The sequence below is a fragment of the Nonomuraea sp. MTCD27 genome (assembly GCF_041950495.1).
Taxonomy (GTDB): domain Bacteria; phylum Actinomycetota; class Actinomycetes; order Streptosporangiales; family Streptosporangiaceae; genus Nonomuraea.
Window position 1 is genome coordinate 94,905 of record NZ_JBGNUW010000028.1, and the last position, 17,034, is coordinate 111,938.

Genomic DNA, 17,034 nt, shown 5'->3' on the forward strand with positions numbered 1-17,034 from the left:
GTCACCGCGGCCCTGGCCCGGATGAGCCCCCCAGGGCGGCGATGAAGGGTTCGCGGACGCGGGAATCGCAGTGGGCCTCCTCCAAGGCTCGCTTGTCCGCGTCGGGGTCGGACCCGGCCGCGTGGTCGGTGCCCCGCCCGCACGCGACCTGCATCGAGCCGGCTCCGTCCCAGCCCGGGCCGGACGGAAAGGTGACGTCGATGACGACCCGGTTCCCGTTCAGGTCGATGGTCAGGTATCGGTGCACGTCCCACAAGCCTTCCTCGGGCACCGCGGCGGCTGCGGCCGGGCCGAAGCGGCGGGCGGCGTCCGCGGGCGTGCACCGGTAGACGCGATGGACCAGCCGCGGTTCCGTGTGCGGCCAGTGCTCCGCCAGGAGGGCTGCCAGCAGCGCATGCTTCGTCGAGCACGTCCCTCGCCATTCGGCGAGCGCCCCTTGCGCGCTTCGTTCCGTGGGACGCCCGTAGGGCATCGAGCGCACCGCCTCCACGACCTCCGCCAGGGAAGCGTTCTCCGACAGGCCTGCCCTCGCTGTCAGCGATCGCAGCACGGGGTGATCGCCGGTCAGCACCTTCCGGCCCTGGCCAGGGCGTCCTCGGCCTGCGTGACCAAGGCGGTGACGAGGCCCCGTGCTGAAGGCAGGTCGGTGATGAGGTCGATGGCCTCGCCGGCCCAGACCGGTAGCGGGGGTATGGCGCCTCGCGCCACGTCGTTCTGGTACTCCTGTCTGGCCTGGGAATCGTCGGCGAGCTCCGCCTCGCGGCCGCGCCATCGGTCAAGGTAGGGGTGGCCGAGGGTACGGGCGGGGTACTGCGACGGCCATCGGGAGCCGCGCGCGATGTCCAGCACGGTGCTGCGCTCGGTGTCCTCTCCCCGTCCTTCGACGATCGCCTCGGCGATCGCGGGGTCGACCAGAGCCTCGACGGTGGCCTGGAAGCGGCTGCCGATCAGGGCTCCGGCCGCGCCCAAGGCCAGGGCCGCGGCCAGACCGCGACCATCGGCGATCCCGCCGGCCGCCAGCACCGGCACCGGATCCGCGAGATCCACCACGACGGGTACGAACGGCAACGTGGACCGCCCGCACCGGGCGCCATGGCCACCCGCTTCGGTGCCCTGCGCCACGATGACATCGGCGCCCAGGTCCACGGCCCGCCGCGCCTCCTCCACGTCGGTGACCTGAATGATCAAGGCGGCGCCCGCGTGACGGATGGGCTCCACGTACGGGCTCGGGTCGCCGAAGGACAGCATGACCGCCCGGGGGGCGTACTCCAGCGCGCGCTTCACCGCATCGACATCGATCGCCCATGTCAGGAAACCGACACCCCACGGTCGATCGGTACTCGAAGCGACGATCGACACCTCCCGGTCCAGCCACGCCCGGTCCCCGTTCCCGGCACCCAGCATCCCGAGCCCGCCGCCCCGCGAGACGGCCGCCGCCAGCGCACCGCCGGCCGAGCCGCCCATCGGCGCCAGCGCGATCGGATGCCGTACCCCGAACAACTTCGTGAACCGCGTCGACAACACCTTCACCACTCATCTCCGACTTCGAGGGACAGGACCTCAGGCAGCGCCAACCGGCCCGCCGCGTCCGGCTGTGCCCCGCCCGCCGAAACGGCCACCACCGGACCGGCCCCCGTGACCGGTTCGGCGGCCACCGTCATCGGGACGCTCTAATCCTCGCCGCGGCGTCGCGGAGCAGTCCGGGGATCAGCCGGCGGTGGATGACGGACAACGGGGGCCACCAGCCATGGCCCAGGAGCCCGTCGTAGTGCAGAAAGGTCCCCAGCGACACCCGGCCATCGGCTGTCTGCACGAGGAAGTTGCCGCCCAGGAACCAGGAAGCGGCCTCGAGCCGGATCCAATCCTCGCCACGTTCGCCGATCCGCCATCCGCCCACGGTGGCCGGCGACCGTCCCCGGCTGAGCCGGAGGCCGAGGAGACCGCGCCAGATCAGCACTTCCGCGACGCTGGGAACGTCGCCGAACATCGCCCGAGCCCACTCCTCCGGCGTCGCGTTCACGTCCGCGGAGAGGGTGAATCGGTCGGCGTAGTCGATGCCGGGCAACGAGGTGAGCGCGCGGACGGGTTCGGGGATGTTGCGCGTCCCCACCGCACTGACGACAGAGCCGACGGACATCCCACTGCCTCCGTTCACCTATACGATGCCGTATAAAACCAGGCTAGCCCATTTATACGGTGGCGTATATAGGGGAGGTGGGGTGAGACACATCATGGGAGCGACTCGCACGCCGCGTGACAGGTGGATCGAGGAGGGCCTACGGGCGCTGGCCGCCGGCGGCCCCGATGCCGTCCGCGTGGAGGTGCTGGCGAAGCGGCTCGGCGTCACGAAAGGCGGGTTCTACGGGTCCTTCGCCGACCGCGACGCGCTGCTGGAGGCCATGCTGGACGCCTGGGAGCGGGAGAGCATCGACGAGGTGATCGACCGCGTCGAGCGCGAGGGCGGCGATCCGCGGACCAAGATCCAGCGCGCGGGCGTGCTCACCTTCTCCAGCGACCGCCTGCTCCCGATCGACCTCGCGATCCGGGACTGGGCCCGGCGCGACGAGGCGGTCGCCGCGCGCCTGCGACGAGTGGACAACCGGCGCATGGCACTGCTGCGCCAGATGATCGGCACCTTCTGCTCCGACGCCGACGAGGTCGAGGCCCGCAGCCTGCTCGCCTTCTGCGTAGCGATCGGCGAGCACTTCCTCGCCGCCGACCACGGCGACCGCACCCGGACCCAGGTCCTCGCCCGCGCCACCGACCTGCTGTTCGACCGCCTCCCGCAGGAGTTCGCCCCGGACCCTGACTGACCTTGGGATCCGCGCGGTGATCAGCACCGTAGGCGAGATCACCCTTCGCCCGGCCGTGTGGCCAGGTCGGCGAGCACGGCAGCATGGTCGGAGGGCCACACGCCGTCGACGGGGAGATCACCCGCACGGCGTACGGAGCGGACGTGGCCGAGGCCGCCGGGGCCCGGCGGGCCGACGTGAATGTAGTCGATGCGCCCGGGCGGTTCACATGTGCGCCTGGCGTAGGGGTTGATGGGGTCCCACGTGACCGCGGGCGCGGCGGGGTCGGCGTACTCCCACACGTCCAGCAGGACCTGGCCGGGGACGGTGGGGGCGGTTCTGTAACCGGCCAGCAGCCGCATCTCGTCGGAGTCCGGCAGGGCGTTGTAGTCGCCGGTGACCACGGCGGGAAAGACCGTGCGGCCCTGCTGGGCGGCGACGAACCGGGCCAAGGCGGTGACCTGGGCGCACCGGACCGCCGATTCGTGCGGGGCGGAGTTGAGGTGGGTGGTGAAGAAGGCGACCGGATGGACGGGAGCGTTCACCAGGGCGTACAAGGCCTGGTGGCCATCGTCGCGGCCGCCCGCGGTGGGCAGCCGAAGCGTCGCGCGGTCGGTGATCGGCCACCTGCTGAGGATGGCGTCGCCGACGTCGGCCGTCGCGTCGCCGAGCCGTTCCCGCCAGCGGCCGGGCCGGTCCGAGGCCGCCCAGGTCCAGTGCATGCCAAGCCGGTCGGCGAGCCATTCGGCCAGGTTCTCGCCGGCGTCCGCCCAGACTTCTTGCAGGCCGATGAGGTCGCAACCGGCATTCTCCAGGGTGGCCGCGATCGCCTGCCGCCGAGCTTGCCAGGGGCCGAATCGCCACCACACGTTCCAGGTCAGTATCCGGATCAAACTGCTCATCTCCGTGCGTTCGCTTCGGTCAGCGCGCCCTTGCCGGTGGTGAGCTCGATCATGGGCATGACAGGTCCTCCGTGGGGTTCTGGTCGTAGCGCGCCAGCTCGACCGGGTCGTGGGCACAGAACACCTCAAGCCGAGGCGGGTGCGAGGCGTGAAGTTCGCGCAGCCGGATCTGGTTGGCGCGCCGGGCCGGACCGTCGACCTGCACGAGATTTTCGAACAGGCGCAGCCCCACGGGGCAACGTGGGCGGACGAAATCGATCTCGCCGCGGAAGAAGTAGGCGTCCCCGGCGTGCAGCAGCCAGGTCTCACCCGTGTCGACCGCGACGCCGGAGTGCCCGCGGCTGTGCCCGGCGAGGGGGATCAGCAGGATCTCCGGAGGCAGGCCGGTGAGCCGGCGTACCGCCGTGAAGCCGAACCAGTCCTCGCCCCCGATCTCGTCGTAGGTCTCCCAGGCCGGCCCGTGCGCCCACTGGTTCGGCCGGTAGCGGCGCCGCTCACCGCTGGTCGGGCGGAGCATGGCCGCCTCGTGCTCGCGGGCGTGCAGGTGCACCGTGGCCCACGGGAAGTCGCTGATCCCGCCGGTGTGATCGGGGTCGAGGTGAGTGAGCACGATGTGCCGCACGTCGGCCGGTTGGTAGCCGAGCCGGGTCACCTGGCGCACCGCCGTCTCGCGGGGGTCGAACGCGGGCCGGGTGAACCGGAGGAACCGCGTGCCCAGTGACCCGACCGGGTCTTGGAGATCGCTCGTGCCGAATCCGGTGTCGATCAGGACCAGCCCCTGGTCGGTCTCCACGAGCAGGCAGTGGCAGACCAGGGTCGCCGCCGCGAACAGGCCGCCCGTCCCGTTGGTCAGGCGTCGGCCGGCGGGATGCATCGTGCCGCAGTTGAGGTGGTGTACCCGCATGGCTCCCATGGGTGCATCATGAAGCTATTAAGTACTTACTAACAACATTCTGCAGAGTGACATAGACCTCAATGAAAGGCCGGTGGCGCTGCTGTTAGTAAGTGGTTACTGTGTGATGATGTGGCTATGAAAGCGCGACACAGCACCGCGAACCAACGACGCGCGGAGGCCATCGCGGCCGGCATGCGGGTCTTCGCCGACCACGGGCTGACGACCTCGTCGATCCAACAGGTCGCCGACGAGATCGGGGTGTCGCAGCCGTACGTCTTCCGGTTGTTCGGCAGCAAGCAAGCACTCTTCCTGGCCTGCCTCGACGAGCTGGAACGACAGGTACGGGAGGTCTTCCGGCAGGCCGCGGCGACCTCCCCGGACGATCCGCTGCCCGCGATGCGCACCGGCTTCCGGAGGATGCTCACCGACGGAGTCATCACCGGCCTGTGGTTGCAGGCATGCGCCACCGCCCGCAGGGACGAGACGGTGGCAGCGCGCTGCCGCGCCGTCATCTCCGGCGTGCTGGCGGAAGCCGCACGACTGACGGACGCAGGGACGGACGGCCTGGCGCGCAACCTCGCCGACGGCGCGCTCGTGGTGATGCTGCAGGCGCTCGGAGTGGACCTCACCGCAGGAAGCCGGGCCGCCATCGACACCCTGCGCGTCGAGGACGACGATCTCGTGAACCGGCTCCCGCCGCCGGCCGGACCAGCGGGACGGGCCGAGGGCACACACGGATGACCGGCGATACCGGACGGGTGGTCGTGGTGGGTGCCGGCATCGCCGGGCTGACGGCCGCCCACCGGCTCGCCGGCGCCGGGATCGAGGTGACCGTGCTCGAAGCCGAACGCCGGCCGGGTGGCCGGATGTCCACGCTGGACCTGGACGCGGGGCCGATGGAGTGTGGCGCGCAGTTCCTGTCCACCGGGTACGCCGTCATCCCCGAACTGCTGGCGGCCTCCGGCCTCGCCGGCCAGGTGGTGCCGGTGTCCGGGCGCACGGCGATTCTCACCGGCGGCCGGCTGCGGGGCTTCGCCACCGACCGCCCCGCGTCGCTGCTCAGCGGCGGCGTGCTGCGAGCCCGGGACATCCCCCCGGCCGTCCGCGGTGCGATGCGGACCCGGCGACTGGCCGACCGGCGCCTCGAGGACCTGGGACACTGGGCCGACCTCGACGGCCTCGACGGTCACGCGTGGGCCGTGGCCCACTTCGGCAGGGGGCTGACCGACCGGCTGCTCGCCCCGACCGTACTGGGCCTGTACTTCCTCGACCTGGCCGGAACCGGCGCCGCCCTCGCCGCTGCGCTGACGGGCTTCACCGCGCGCCGCGCCCGGGCCATGACCGTGCGCGGCGGCCTCGGCCGCCTGACGTCGGCCTTGGCGTCCGGCCTGGACGTCGAGTACGGCGTGCGGGTGGAACGGGTGGCGCGCGACGACGGCGCCGGCGCCGTCCTGGACACCTCCCGGGGACGGTTGCGCGTCCCCGCCGTCGTCCTGGCCACCCCGGCACGCCCGACCGCGGCGATCCTCGCCGGCCCAACCCCACGAGAACGGTCCGTCCTGGCCGTGCCCTACAGCCCTGGGCTGCTGGTCGGACTGGCTCTGCGCGAACCGCTCTCCCCCGAGGAACTCGGCGGCGCCTACGGCATCCTCGCCGACCCGCGCGAGGCGAGCGCGCTTGCCTCGGTCGCGGTGTCGTCCCGGGCGGACTCCAGCACCTCCGGCGGTGACGTGCTCACGGTGATGCTTCGCCCGTCCGCCGCCAGAGCTTTGCGAGCCGCCGCCGACCCCATGGTCCGCGCCGCCGCGGTCGACGCCCTCGCACCCCTGTTGCCGGGGCTGGCCGGCCGGGTCACCGACGCTCGCGTCGTCCGGTGGGACCAGGCCATGCCCTCGGTGCCGGTCGGACACACGCGGGCGGTGACCGCGTACCGCGCCGGGGTGAGCCCCGCGGACGCGGTGCTGCTGGCCGGCGACTACCTCGGCTTCCCCTGGACCGACTCGGCGGCCTTCAACGGCCGGTGGGCCGCCGACCGGCTGCTCGCCCACGGCGCTCCCCGCGGGCAGACCACCCGGCATCCGATCTGACCGGCCCGTCACCTGGCCGGCCTCGCCCGTGGCACGCACGCCTGGCAGTGGCCGCGGGCCGCGGTCGCCCGCCTGCGTGCCTGCCCGCCTGCTGTCCAGCCGCGACTGTCGGCGGTGTGGAGGCATGGAGCAGAATACTCAACGCAATGTAGACTATCTTCCCTATGGAGAGTAAAGATGGTCGTGATCTTGATGTCGCCCGGCTTGCGGGACAGTTGCGCGGCCTGGTCCTGCAGCAGCAGGACGCCTGGCTGGAACTCGACCTCACGATGCCGCAACTGCGTGCCCTGTTCGCCGTCCGGCGGCGATCCGGTTGCACGGTGTCGGAGCTGGCCGAGAGCCTCGGACAGCGACTCGCGGCGGCCTCCGCCCTGGCGAACCGGCTGGTCCGCGCCGGGCTGCTGCGGCACGTGCCCGACCAGGAGGATCGCCGGCGGGTCCGGTTGGAACTCACCGACGACGCCGAGCAGATGCTGAGCGCGGTGGACCGGAGGTCGACGGACAGGTTCGCCGCGATCCTGGGCCGGATGAGCCCGCGGGGACGCGACGCGCTGACCACTGCCCTGCTGGAACTGATCGAGCTCATGTCGTCCGGGACCCCGCAGAGCCCGGCAGCCACCGCCACTCCAGGCCGTACCGACGAGGAGCGACCATGAACACGCAGCAGTACCGCAACCCCTACGAGGACCAGTCCGGGACGATCGGCATCCGAGCCGTCCGGGACGCCGGCTTCCACGAGCGCCAGTTCGACACCGGGACTCTGCGGATCAACTACGTCGAGGGTCCGGACACGGGTCCCCCGCTGGTCCTGGTGCCGGCGCAGACCGGGACCTGGGAAAGCTACCAGCGGGTCCTGCGGCCGCTGTCCCGCCGGTGGCGGGTCTACGCGGTCGACGTACGTGGCCACGGCAAGTCGACCTGGACCCCCGGCGCCTACTCGTGGCGGCACCTCGGCGCGGACATGACCGCCTTCCTGACCGAGGTCGTACGGGCCCCGGCCGTCATCTCCGGCAACTCCTCCGGCGGGCTGGTCGCACTCTGGTGCGCGGCCAACATCCCCGATCGGGTCGCCGCCGTGATCCTTGAGGATGCCCCGGTCTTCTCGGCCGAGATGCCCCGCTTCCGCGACCGCGATCGCTATGTGTACCAGGGACTGCGACACCTCGTGGAAACCCTCGGAAACCTGCGCGACCGCGACCTGGCCGACTACCTTCGCGGCCTGACCCTGCCGGTTTCCGAGACGCGCGAGCGAAGCGTCCCGGACTGGTTCGTATCGTTCCTGTCCAGACGCATCCGGGCCTTCCAGACCCGCCATCCCGGCCGGCCGGTGGACATCCGCTTCTTTCCCCGGAACCTACGCCTCCTGTTCAAGTCGCTGTCCATGTTCGACCCGGACTTCGCGCGGGCCTTCGTCGACGGCCGCTTCTACGACGGGCTCGACCACGCCGACGCCCTCTCCCGCGTCTCCTGCCCGCTGTTGGTGCTCCACGCCGACTGGCGCCGCCTGCCCGCGCACGGTCTCATCGGCGCGATGGACGACGACGACGCGACCCGGATCAAGCAGTTGGTGCCGCACAGCCAGTACAGGAAGATTCACGCCAACCACGTGATCCACATGTTCAGACCACGCCAATTCGTGGACGCGGTCGAGACCTTCCTGTTGGATACGACTCCTGCGGAGGACGGTGCTCGACGCGCCTAGAGAAGACCAGGTCAAGTCAAGGGATCAGGCGCGTGGTCCGAGGAACAGGCCGCCGCTGGCGTCGATGACCTGGCCGGTGATCCAGCGGGCGGAGTCGGAGGCGAGGAACGCGACGACGTCGGCCACGTCGTCGGCCTCCCCCAGGCGGTTGAGCGCCGTCGACCCGGCGATGAGTTCGGCCAGGCCCGGCGCTTCGAAGGCCGGTCCGTTGGTGGCGGTCCGGGTGGCGCCGGGAGCGACCGCGTTCACCGTGATTCCGCGGGCCCCGAGCTCGTTGGCCAGGGTCATGCTCATCGTCTCGACCGCGCCCTTCGTCATGGCGAACGAGGTCTGGGCGGGGTTGGCCATGCGGGTGGCCACGGACGAGATCGTGACGATGCGCCCACCGTCGCGGAGCAGCGGCAACGCTCGCTGGACGATGAAGTACGGCGCCCGTACGTTGACCGCGAAGAGGTGGTCGAACTCCGCCCGCGTCGTGGCTCCGAGCGGGCCGGCGGGCGGGGCCGCCGCGTTGTCGACCAGGATGTCGAGCGGCCGCCCGGCCAGGCCGGCCTCGACTCCCGTGAACAGCGTCTCGACGTCGCCGTCCACGCCCAGCTCCGCCCCGACGGCGAACGCGGCGCCACCGGCACGTTCGATCTCGCCGACCGTGGCCGTCGCGCCGTCCTTGTCCGTGCCGAAGTGCACGATGACCGTCACCCCCTTCGCCGCCAGCCGGACCGCGATCGCCCGCCCGATGCCGCGCGACGCTCCGGTCACCAGGGCCGTCCTGCCGGTCAGGTCGCTCATGCCCACCACCATTCTGTTAGTCACTACCGAATTGGCAATCTCTATCAATGCGGTAGTGTCTACCACATGCCCGATCAACACTCAACGTTGCGAGCGCAGCGGCGAACCGAGACGCAGCGCACGATCCAGCTGCACGCCGTGCGGCTGTTCACCGAGCGCGGTTACGACGCCACGACCATGACCGACGTCGCCGAAGCCGCGGGCGTGTCCCCCATGACCGTCTACCGGCACTTCCCCACGAAGGAGGACCTGGTGCTGGTCGACCAGCACGCCCGGCTCGTCGCCGAGCGGATCGTCGCCTCGTCCGCCGAGCAGCCCCTGGTCCGCCGCATCGGCAGCGCGCTCATCGACTCGGCCGCGACGCTGACCGGTGACGGCCAGGGGGACGACCCGGCGGGTAAGCAGTTCCTGCTCGCCCGCCTGCGGCTGATGATCTCGACCCCGGCCTTGCGGGCCAGGCACCTGGACAACCAGTACGCCCTTCAGCAGGCGATCGCCGACGCCCTCGGGGGCGATGCCACCGACCCCGGCACGGCGTTCCGCGTCCAGGTGGCGGCCAGCGCCTGCCTGGCCGCCCTGCACACGGCGCTGATGCGCTGGGCCGAGGACGACGGGCGGACCGACCTGCCCGGCCTGATCGCGAAGGCGCTGGCCGCCGCCTTCGGCGATGACATCCGCGGCGGCGCCACCGCCTGAGAGTCCCCGGCTAGACTCGCAGGGTGTTCGACTCGCCCGGCTTCGATCTGGCGCCCTATGCCGAGTTCGACACACCGGCGTACGTGCGGCACACGTACAACAGCTGGGACGAGTCGGATTGGCGAGCACTGCTCGTGCAGAGCTTCACCCATGCGCCCGAGGCCGAGCACCTTCCGCTCCCCGCGGTGTCCGACCTGCATCTCGTGCTCTGTGTCGCCGGGAACGCGGACATACGGATGCGCGCCGGCGGCAAACCCGTCCGGCGTCGCTGGGTCCCGGGGCATCTGGAGCTCATGGTCCCCGGCCGCGCCGCCGCGCTCAGCTACCGGGCGGCGTCCGGGTTGAGCACCGTCCAGGTGCACATCCCCTCGCCGACCGTCCGGCAGGCCGCCGGAGCGCTGGGCGGTCCCGAGCCCGACTTCGAGGCGCTGTCCGCCGCCCTGATGGCGGGAGACCCGGTGGTCGAACAGCTTCTGCGCTCGCTGCCGGGCACCAGCGGCCTCAGCGACCTGTACGCGGAGTCCGCCGCGGCGTTCCTCGCCACGCACCTGCTGACCCGCGGCAGGAACGAGCGCCTGCCCGGTCCCGAGCACGCCGCCGTCCGGGCGGCCGTCGCCATCATGCGGGAGCGCCTGGCGGAGCCTCTGACGCTGGCCACCGTCGCCGCCGAGGTCCACCTGAGCGTGTACCACTTCGTCCGCGTCTTCCGGGAGGCCACCGGCGAGACACCACACCGGTACCTCACCCGGTTGCGGATCGAGCGGGCGCGGCGGCTGCTGTCCACCAGTTCCCTCAGCATCGAGCAGATCGCCGGGCGGTGCGGGTTCGGCAGTCCGGGAGCGCTGTCGTCGGCATTCCTGCGGCAGACCGGCGTCCGGCCCTCGGCGTACCGCAAGAACTGATCGATCCTCGGCAATCGCGCGCATGTCCCTGGTGGGCGGCGGTGCCTACGTTGGGGCACATGCCGTACTCCTATGACGTGACCGCGCGCTCGCAGGCTGCTCCCGATGCCGTCTTCGCGGCGCTCACCCATGCGGCCACCTGGCCGTTGTGGTCGCCGATCGACTCCGCCGACGTCGAGGACGGCGACCCCGGGGACCGGCAGCAGGTCGGCGACACCAGGATCTTCCGCACCGGCCGCAACGTCGCCCGGGAGCGGATCGTCGAACTGGTCACCGACCGGCGGTTCGTCTACGACACCCTGGGAGGGCCCTTCCGCTCCTACCGCGGGACCATCGATCTCGCGCCGGCACCCGGAGGGGGCACCGACATCTCCTGGTCCGCCACCTTCGACCCCAAGCTGCCGCTCTCGGGTGGCTTCTGGCGGTGGTACCTGACCCGTTTCATGCAACGTATGGCCGACGGTCTCGCCGCGTACGCGAACGGCGGAACCGTGTGATCGGCCTCTCCCATGGCGACGGGCGGAACCGTGTGATCAGCCTCTCCCATGGCGAGGGCGGAACCGTGTGACCAGCCCCTCATGACGACGGCGCGGCCCGGGGCGGGCAGCGCCCACGTCACCGCGGCGGATGTGCGCGGAGCCAGGCTGTCGCCCTGCGCGCCGACGCGCGGGACAGCCACGCGTCCTGGACCACCTCGGCCAGCTCGTCGCGGGTGAGCTCGCCGATCCGGCTCGCCCGCAGCAGCACCGACGGGTGACCGTCGAAGTGCGGGGTGGTGAAGAACGGGGATGTCTCGTCCTGCACCAGCGCCTGCTTGTCCGCCTGGGACTCGACCCAGAAAACGATCACGTCCGCATAGCGCTCACCGGTGTCCGGGTCGGCCGCGTCCGGCCGTGGGTTGCGGAAGAAGACGAACGACTTCCCGCCCACCTGGTAGATCGGATTGTCGCCGGTCCCGTGCTCGACGGTCACGTGCGGCATGGCCGATGCCAGCTCGTGCACGTCCTCGACGCGGGCGGCCCGGTTTCCGTCATCGTCGATCACAGCACCCAGCGTAGGCGGCGTCACGCGGGGGAAATTGTCGGAGCCGTCGATTACTTTTCCGATCCTGAGGAGTCTCCACGGTGGAGCGATGCCCTACGGAGAGGAACCACCATGTCCAAGATCGATCTGGAGTCCGCAGCCCGCGAGGTGGTGCGCCTGCTGGACGGCGTGACCGACGATCGGCTGGGCGATCCGACGCCGTGCGCCGGCACCCCGGTCGCCGCACTGCTCGACCACATCATGGGCCTGTCGCTGGCGTTCACGTGGGCGGCCCGCAAGACCACCCCGTCCGAAGCCGGGTCGGGGCAGGGCGCGGCGGGTGCCGCGCAGCTCGACCCGGACTGGCGCACGCTGCTCCCGAAGCGGCTCGATGAGCTGGTGGAGTCCTGGCGCGACCCGAAGGCCTGGGAGGGGATGACCGAGGCCGGCGGCGTGACGATGCCCGCCGCGCAGATCGCCGTGGTCGCCCTGGACGAGCTGGTCCTGCACGGCTGGGACCTGGCCCGCGCGACCGGCCAGCCGTTCACGTGCAGCCCGGCCGACACCGCGGCCGTCCTGGAGTTCACCACGGCGGCCGCCGCACCGGAGCAGGCGGCCGGGCGGGAAGGGCTCTTCGGACCGGTGGTCGAGGTGCCCGAGGACGCACCACCGTTCGACCGCGCGCTCGGCCTCGCCGGTCGCGACCCCGGATGGACCCCGAAGTCGGCGTGACCACCCGGGCGACGGCCGATTCGGGCGGTCGGGGATGGTTTGCCTAGGATCGGAGGTCGATCTGCCGGATCCGGAGGGGCAGGGGCCGAGGGTGGAGCTGACCGGCGAGCTGGCGGAGTCCGACTGGGAGTATAGATCGGAAGGACGGGAAAGACGGGAAGGCCGCTCCCGCCGCACAGACCGGAACGACCGGAAAGGCCGCTCCCGCCGCATGCACCTGCGCCGCGACGCGGCGGCCCACCGGGCCGCCGCGTCGCCCGGCTCCCGCCGGTCCCGCCGCGGCGCGCCTCAGTGGTCGTGGCAGCAGGACGTACGGGCTCTCCCCAGCTCGTCCGGGTTGTTCCACCAATGGCCCGCGGTGCTCGGGTGGACGGGGACACGGGCCTTGACCCTGCCGGAAGGGGCGGGGGCGGGCTGGTCGGTGGTGGTGGCGGACGGGTAGGGCGCGAGGAGCTGCTCGACGGTGTGGTGCCTCCCGCCGACGACGACGGCGGTGACGTTCGCGGCATCCTCGATGCGGGACAGCGGATCGCCGTCGACGATGGCCAGGTCGGCGTACATGCCCCTGGCGATCCTGCCCAGCGGCTGGCCGAGGTGGGTGCCGGTCGTGCTGGTGGCGGCGGTGAGCGCCTCCAGCGGGGTCAGGCCGTACCTGACCATGGCGCGCAGGTTCATGTGCAGGCTGACCCCGAGGTGATCGATGGGTGCGTCGGTGCCGACGGTGACGACGCCGCCGCCGCGGATCATCGCCGCCAGCTGCGCGACCTGGTTGGCCAGGTTCGTGAGGGTCACCTTGATCACCGCCGGGTCGGCGTTCTGCGCCGAGGCGACCGTTGCCCTCAGCTGCGCCATCCGCCAGTTCGGGTAGAGCCGGCGGACCCGTTCGTCGCCGGCCAGCGAGGCGTCGTCCCGGTAGAGGGCGGTGGAGTTGAACAGGGTCGGGGTTCTGGCCATCTTCGAGGCGTTGAACATGGCGATGACGTCCGAATAGGCGGAGCCGACGTTCGTGACGGTGCGTGAATACCCGAACCGGCTGGTGGCGCCGATGTGCTCGGTCTGGTCGCCGCCCATGGCGATCGCCGGGTAGTGGTAGTGCGAGCTGACCGGCTTGCCGTGGCGGTGGGCCCAGTCGATGACCTCCTTGTGCCAGACGACCGGCAGCCGTACGTAGCACTTCATCAGGTCGTAGTCGAGGCCGGCGGCCCGCTCGAGCTCCAGCCGCAGCTGGTCGTGGGAGAACGTCGGCCGCATGAAGTTGTAGTAGACGCGGGCCCCGTCGATGGCCTCGCCGGTGCCCAGGTAACGCGGCGCGAGCCGGGCGCCGGACTGCACCGACTCGCGTTCCTCGACCATGTGGTACGCGGGCGAGCCGGGCGAGCGGGTCGTGGTGACGCCGAGGGCGAGCCACAGTGGGCCCTGCCGCGAGCCGTAGGCGTAGCCCTGCATCTCCCGATGGTGGTGGATGTCGATCAGGCCGGGCATGACGAACCTGTCTCTGGCGTCTACCAGGGTGCCGCGCCGTCCTTCCCGGTGCGGCTCGACCGCGGCGATGCGCTGGCCTCGTACGATGATGTCGACGTCACGGGCGACGGTCGCGGAGACGCCGTCCCACATGTGCCCGGCGTGGATCACGACCTGGTCGGGGCCGGTGTCGTTGCGCCAGGTCAGCCGGACCGGGATGGAGCGGGCGGACCCGCCACCGACGCGTACGCTGCGCAGCCGCCCGCCGCTCAGATAGACCAGGGAGTCACCCGCCCAGGCCGGGGCGTCGGACACCTCCCTGGTGACCTGACGGGCGCGCCCGGTGGGCCGCCCGGCCCGGTCCACCGGCAGGACCCACAGGAGCGACTCCATGGCGAAGGCGAGCATGGTGCCGTCCGGCGACCAGACAGGCCCGTCGTCACCACGGGTCTGCAAGGACCGGTGCGGCGCGGGGTCGACGTACGTGCCGGCGCCGGTGGCGCGGTCGACGAGCAGGATCTTGGACAGCCCCTCGCGGTAACGGCGCGAGTACGGCACGACCGCCGCCAGCGCGATCGTCCTGCCGTCGGGTGACCACGTCGGCCTGCCCGGTTCGAAGGTGGCGTCGAAGACTTTCTGCAGGTCGCCGGTGGCGACGTCCAGCACCCACAGAGCGCCGTCCTGGTCCAGGTAGGCGATCTCCGTCCCGTCAGGCGACCACCGGACCGACAGGGCGGCGGAGTCGGTCAGGTGGGTCAGCTGCCGGTCGGTGCCCGTGCCCAGGTCACGGACCCAGATGTTCAGGGTGCCGGTGCGGTCGGTGACGAAGGCCAGCCGCCGCCCGTCCGGGGAGAAGTCCGGGTCGGCCTTCCACCACCGGTCACGGAACAGCGGCCGAGGGGTGTCGCCGATGCGCATCAGGTAGATGTCGTTGAGCGCGCGGAACGCGACGGTGGACCCGTCCGGCGACACGACCGGGCTGCCGATCCCGACGACGGGGAACGACCCGGGCGCGTCGAACACGCGGACCTTCTTCTCGTACTTCGGCGTGGTCGTGGTCAGCGCGGCCGTGAAACCGACGGTGCCGGCGGAGGCGGAGCCGAGGCGGCGGGTCCGGATGGTGCCGGCGGAGGTGTAGAAGTAGCGCCCGTCAGGCGCGAACCGGGCCCGGAACGGGAAGACCTCCTCGCCGGTGACGAGCGTGCCCGCGGTGCCGGCCAGGTCGTTCCTGCCCGCGTGGAAGAGATGGTAGGCGAGGTCTGTCCCGTTCGGCAGCCAGGACGGCTGGTGGATGACCTGGCCGGCGGGGACCGTGACCGCGGTGTCGCGCGCGCCGGTGGCGACGTCGATGACGTCGATCCTGGTGTCGGCGACGACGAAGGCGAGCTTGGTCCCGTCGGGTGACCAGGCCGGCTCGTACTCCTCGCTGGAGGTGTCCGCCAGGACGCGGGTCGCTCCGGTGGCGACGTCGAGCAGGTGGATCCCGTAGCTGCCGCCGGCGTCGGACGAGTAGGCGATGGTGCGCCCGTCGGGGCTGTACCGGGGCTCGCGGTGATCGTACGGGCCGGTGGTGAGCTGCTTGATCGCGGACCCGTCGGGGCGGATCGTCCACAGGTTGAAGACGCCGTCGCGGTACGACTGGAACACGATGGCGGACCCGTCCGGGGACCAGTCGGGCTGGGCGATGTCGTACAGGTCGCTGGTGAGCCGGCGGGCGGTGCCACCGGAGGCGGAGCAGACCCACAGAACGCCGAGCAGGTCGAGGGCCAGCCGGCGGCCGTCGGGCGAGGGCGCGACGGCGAAGCCGGTGCCGGACGTGACGGACGCCCGGCCCCTGCCGCCCGCTGCGCCGGCCCGCGCCGGTGACGCGGTGACCGGGGTGATCGCGGCGGCGAGGGCGGCACCGGCGCCGCCCGTCAGGACGGCCCGGCGGGAGATCGATGCGAATGCGTCAGGAGGAATCGGGGGGCGCGACATCGGGGATTTCCCTCCACTGGTTCACGCTTCGGCCTGGAAGATCATCCGGCGTGGCCACCGTGACGGACCGGGTGCGGGCCGGGCGCAGGGCCGCCGGACCGGGTGCGGGCCGGGCGCAGGGCCGCTCGCCTGTGCTGCGCGCATGCCGCGAGGGCGCCGCGGGATGTCGTCGCGGACTCGGATCCGAGCCGGACGCGATCAACGGGAGATCGCGCCCTGACGCGGATCTTCGCATAGGGCGTTAATACGTTGGTCAAGATGATTGGTCAAGGGGCCCGGAGCCGGTGCGGCGCAGGGGGCAGCCGGCCGACGGCGCCCCTTCCCGCCGGCCCTTGACAGGAGCGTCGCCCGCGGGGGAGAGAGGACGCATGAAGGACGACGACCCCGCAGCACTCATGACCGCGCTCACCACCGAACATTTCGTTCTGCAAACCGCAGCCTCCACCGCCACCAGCGAGGAATCCTCGCGGGCCACCCTCTACGTGATGGCCCTGTCCAGCTCGCTGGTCGCGATGGGCTTCACCGCCCGGACCAGCGCCTTCACCCCCCTGGCCGCCACCGTCCTGCCCGTCGTGTTCGTCCTCGGGCTGTTCACCACTGTCCGCCTCGTCGACACCGGCCTGCAGAACATGCACCTGCGCAGCGCCATCGCCCGCATCCGCGCCTACTACCGCGGGCTCAGCCCGCAGGCGCCGCGCTACATCCTCATGTGGGACGACCAGGCCGGCGAGGCCGCCGAAGCGATGGCCGACCTCGTCCCGGTGCCGCGACACGACAGGCTCGTCGGCCTGTTCACCATCGCCAGCATGGTCGCGGCCATCAACAGCGTCGTCGCCGGAGCCGGCACCGCCCTGCTCGCCTCGGTGCTCGGGGGCGCCGTCCCGCTCGCCGTCGTGCTCGGCCTCGGCGCGGCCGCGCTCCACTTCGGCCTGTTCTACGCCTACCAGCGCCGCCGTTACCGCATCCGCCTGGAGCGCTGGAACCACCTCACCCGCCCCCGGCCAGGTGAAGAGCCGCGGTGTACCTAGGTCCACCCCTGCCGTACGGCTGCCTGCATTGTCCCGCCATATCCCCAC

General features: G+C 71.6%; 18 protein-coding genes. 10 read left to right on the forward strand and 8 right to left on the reverse strand.

What is annotated here, in order from left to right; translation table 11 throughout:
- Position 1: 1 nt before the first annotated feature.
- The 3 genes from ACBJ59_RS53055 to ACBJ59_RS53065 all read right to left on the reverse strand — a co-directional run bounded on the left by ACBJ59_RS53055 (position 2) and on the right by ACBJ59_RS53065 (position 2,137).
- Positions 2 to 550: a hypothetical protein gene (locus ACBJ59_RS53055; protein WP_375117600.1), complete on the reverse strand. Its 549-nt coding sequence runs from the start codon at positions 548 to 550 to the stop codon at positions 2 to 4.
- Between the two features lie 14 nt (positions 551 to 564).
- Entirely contained in the window at positions 565 to 1,530 is a 966-nt protein-coding gene (locus ACBJ59_RS53060) for an NAD(P)H-dependent flavin oxidoreductase (RefSeq protein WP_375117601.1), read from the reverse strand.
- 127 nt (positions 1,531 to 1,657) lie between these two features.
- The gene (locus tag ACBJ59_RS53065; protein ID WP_375117602.1) at positions 1,658 to 2,137 is read right to left on the reverse strand and encodes a hypothetical protein; all 480 of its coding nucleotides are present in this window, start codon (positions 2,135 to 2,137) and stop codon (positions 1,658 to 1,660) included.
- Between the two features lie 94 nt (positions 2,138 to 2,231).
- Here ACBJ59_RS53065 and ACBJ59_RS53070 point away from each other — a divergent pair, with 94 nt between their 5' ends.
- Positions 2,232 to 2,813: a TetR/AcrR family transcriptional regulator gene (locus tag ACBJ59_RS53070; protein ID WP_375117603.1), complete on the forward strand. Its 582-nt coding sequence runs from the start codon at positions 2,232 to 2,234 to the stop codon at positions 2,811 to 2,813.
- Between the two features lie 38 nt (positions 2,814 to 2,851).
- Here ACBJ59_RS53070 and ACBJ59_RS53075 read toward each other — a convergent pair whose 3' ends face one another.
- Positions 2,852 to 3,694, reverse strand: a complete 843-nt coding sequence (locus tag ACBJ59_RS53075) for an endonuclease/exonuclease/phosphatase family protein (RefSeq protein ID WP_375117604.1) — start codon at positions 3,692 to 3,694, stop codon at positions 2,852 to 2,854.
- 49 nt (positions 3,695 to 3,743) lie between these two features.
- Positions 3,744 to 4,607: an MBL fold metallo-hydrolase gene (locus ACBJ59_RS53080; RefSeq protein WP_375117605.1), complete on the reverse strand. Its 864-nt coding sequence runs from the start codon at positions 4,605 to 4,607 to the stop codon at positions 3,744 to 3,746.
- A 117-nt stretch (positions 4,608 to 4,724) separates the two neighbouring features.
- On the opposite strand from ACBJ59_RS53080, the gene ACBJ59_RS53085 reads away from it, so the two are divergent.
- The 4 genes from ACBJ59_RS53085 to ACBJ59_RS53100 all read left to right on the forward strand — a co-directional run bounded on the left by ACBJ59_RS53085 (position 4,725) and on the right by ACBJ59_RS53100 (position 8,378).
- The gene (locus ACBJ59_RS53085; protein ID WP_375117606.1) at positions 4,725 to 5,330 is read left to right on the forward strand and encodes a TetR/AcrR family transcriptional regulator; all 606 of its coding nucleotides are present in this window, start codon (positions 4,725 to 4,727) and stop codon (positions 5,328 to 5,330) included.
- Positions 5,327 to 6,676 carry a protoporphyrinogen/coproporphyrinogen oxidase gene (locus tag ACBJ59_RS53090; protein ID WP_375117607.1) on the forward strand — a complete coding sequence of 450 codons (1,350 nt, stop codon included), beginning with the start codon at positions 5,327 to 5,329 and terminating at the stop codon, positions 6,674 to 6,676. Before ACBJ59_RS53085 ends, ACBJ59_RS53090 begins: the two co-directional genes overlap by 4 nt.
- A gap of 164 nt (positions 6,677 to 6,840) precedes the next feature.
- Complete coding sequence (locus ACBJ59_RS53095; protein ID WP_375117608.1) at positions 6,841 to 7,332, forward strand: MarR family winged helix-turn-helix transcriptional regulator; 492 nt, start codon at positions 6,841 to 6,843, stop codon at positions 7,330 to 7,332.
- Positions 7,329 to 8,378: an alpha/beta fold hydrolase gene (locus ACBJ59_RS53100; RefSeq protein ID WP_375117609.1), complete on the forward strand. Its 1,050-nt coding sequence runs from the start codon at positions 7,329 to 7,331 to the stop codon at positions 8,376 to 8,378. Before ACBJ59_RS53095 ends, ACBJ59_RS53100 begins: the two co-directional genes overlap by 4 nt.
- A 24-nt stretch (positions 8,379 to 8,402) precedes the next feature.
- Here ACBJ59_RS53100 and ACBJ59_RS53105 read toward each other — a convergent pair whose 3' ends face one another.
- Positions 8,403 to 9,167, reverse strand: a complete 765-nt coding sequence (locus ACBJ59_RS53105) for an SDR family oxidoreductase (RefSeq protein WP_375117610.1) — start codon at positions 9,165 to 9,167, stop codon at positions 8,403 to 8,405.
- A 66-nt stretch (positions 9,168 to 9,233) separates the two neighbouring features.
- Between ACBJ59_RS53105 and ACBJ59_RS53110 the strand changes: the two genes are divergently transcribed.
- Genes ACBJ59_RS53110 through ACBJ59_RS53120 form a run of 3 tightly spaced genes read left to right on the forward strand, consistent with a single transcriptional unit; the run spans position 9,234 to position 11,262 of the window.
- Positions 9,234 to 9,863: a TetR/AcrR family transcriptional regulator gene (locus ACBJ59_RS53110; RefSeq protein ID WP_375117611.1), complete on the forward strand. Its 630-nt coding sequence runs from the start codon at positions 9,234 to 9,236 to the stop codon at positions 9,861 to 9,863.
- Positions 9,864 to 9,886: 23 nt separating this feature from the next.
- Positions 9,887 to 10,765 (forward strand): helix-turn-helix domain-containing protein, encoded by an 879-nt coding sequence (locus tag ACBJ59_RS53115; protein ID WP_375117612.1) that lies wholly within the window; start codon positions 9,887 to 9,889, stop codon positions 10,763 to 10,765.
- Between the two features lie 59 nt (positions 10,766 to 10,824).
- Positions 10,825 to 11,262, forward strand: coding sequence for an SRPBCC family protein (locus tag ACBJ59_RS53120; RefSeq protein ID WP_375117613.1), 438 nt, complete (start codon positions 10,825 to 10,827; stop codon positions 11,260 to 11,262).
- A gap of 118 nt (positions 11,263 to 11,380) precedes the next feature.
- On the opposite strand, the gene ACBJ59_RS53125 is transcribed toward ACBJ59_RS53120, so the two are convergent.
- Entirely contained in the window at positions 11,381 to 11,809 is a 429-nt protein-coding gene (locus ACBJ59_RS53125) for an MmcQ/YjbR family DNA-binding protein (protein WP_375117614.1), read from the reverse strand.
- A gap of 111 nt (positions 11,810 to 11,920) precedes the next feature.
- Here ACBJ59_RS53125 and ACBJ59_RS53130 point away from each other — a divergent pair, with 111 nt between their 5' ends.
- A complete protein-coding gene (locus ACBJ59_RS53130; RefSeq protein WP_375117615.1) occupies positions 11,921 to 12,520 on the forward strand; it encodes a TIGR03086 family metal-binding protein in 600 nt (199 codons plus the stop codon).
- Between the two features lie 288 nt (positions 12,521 to 12,808).
- Here ACBJ59_RS53130 and ACBJ59_RS53135 read toward each other — a convergent pair whose 3' ends face one another.
- Complete coding sequence (locus ACBJ59_RS53135) at positions 12,809 to 15,958, reverse strand: amidohydrolase family protein (RefSeq protein WP_375117616.1); 3,150 nt, start codon at positions 15,956 to 15,958, stop codon at positions 12,809 to 12,811.
- 368 nt (positions 15,959 to 16,326) lie between these two features.
- Between ACBJ59_RS53135 and ACBJ59_RS53140 the strand changes: the two genes are divergently transcribed.
- Positions 16,327 to 16,986, forward strand: a complete 660-nt coding sequence (locus ACBJ59_RS53140; protein WP_375117617.1) for a hypothetical protein — start codon at positions 16,327 to 16,329, stop codon at positions 16,984 to 16,986.
- The last annotated feature ends 48 nt before the right edge of the window (positions 16,987 to 17,034 follow it).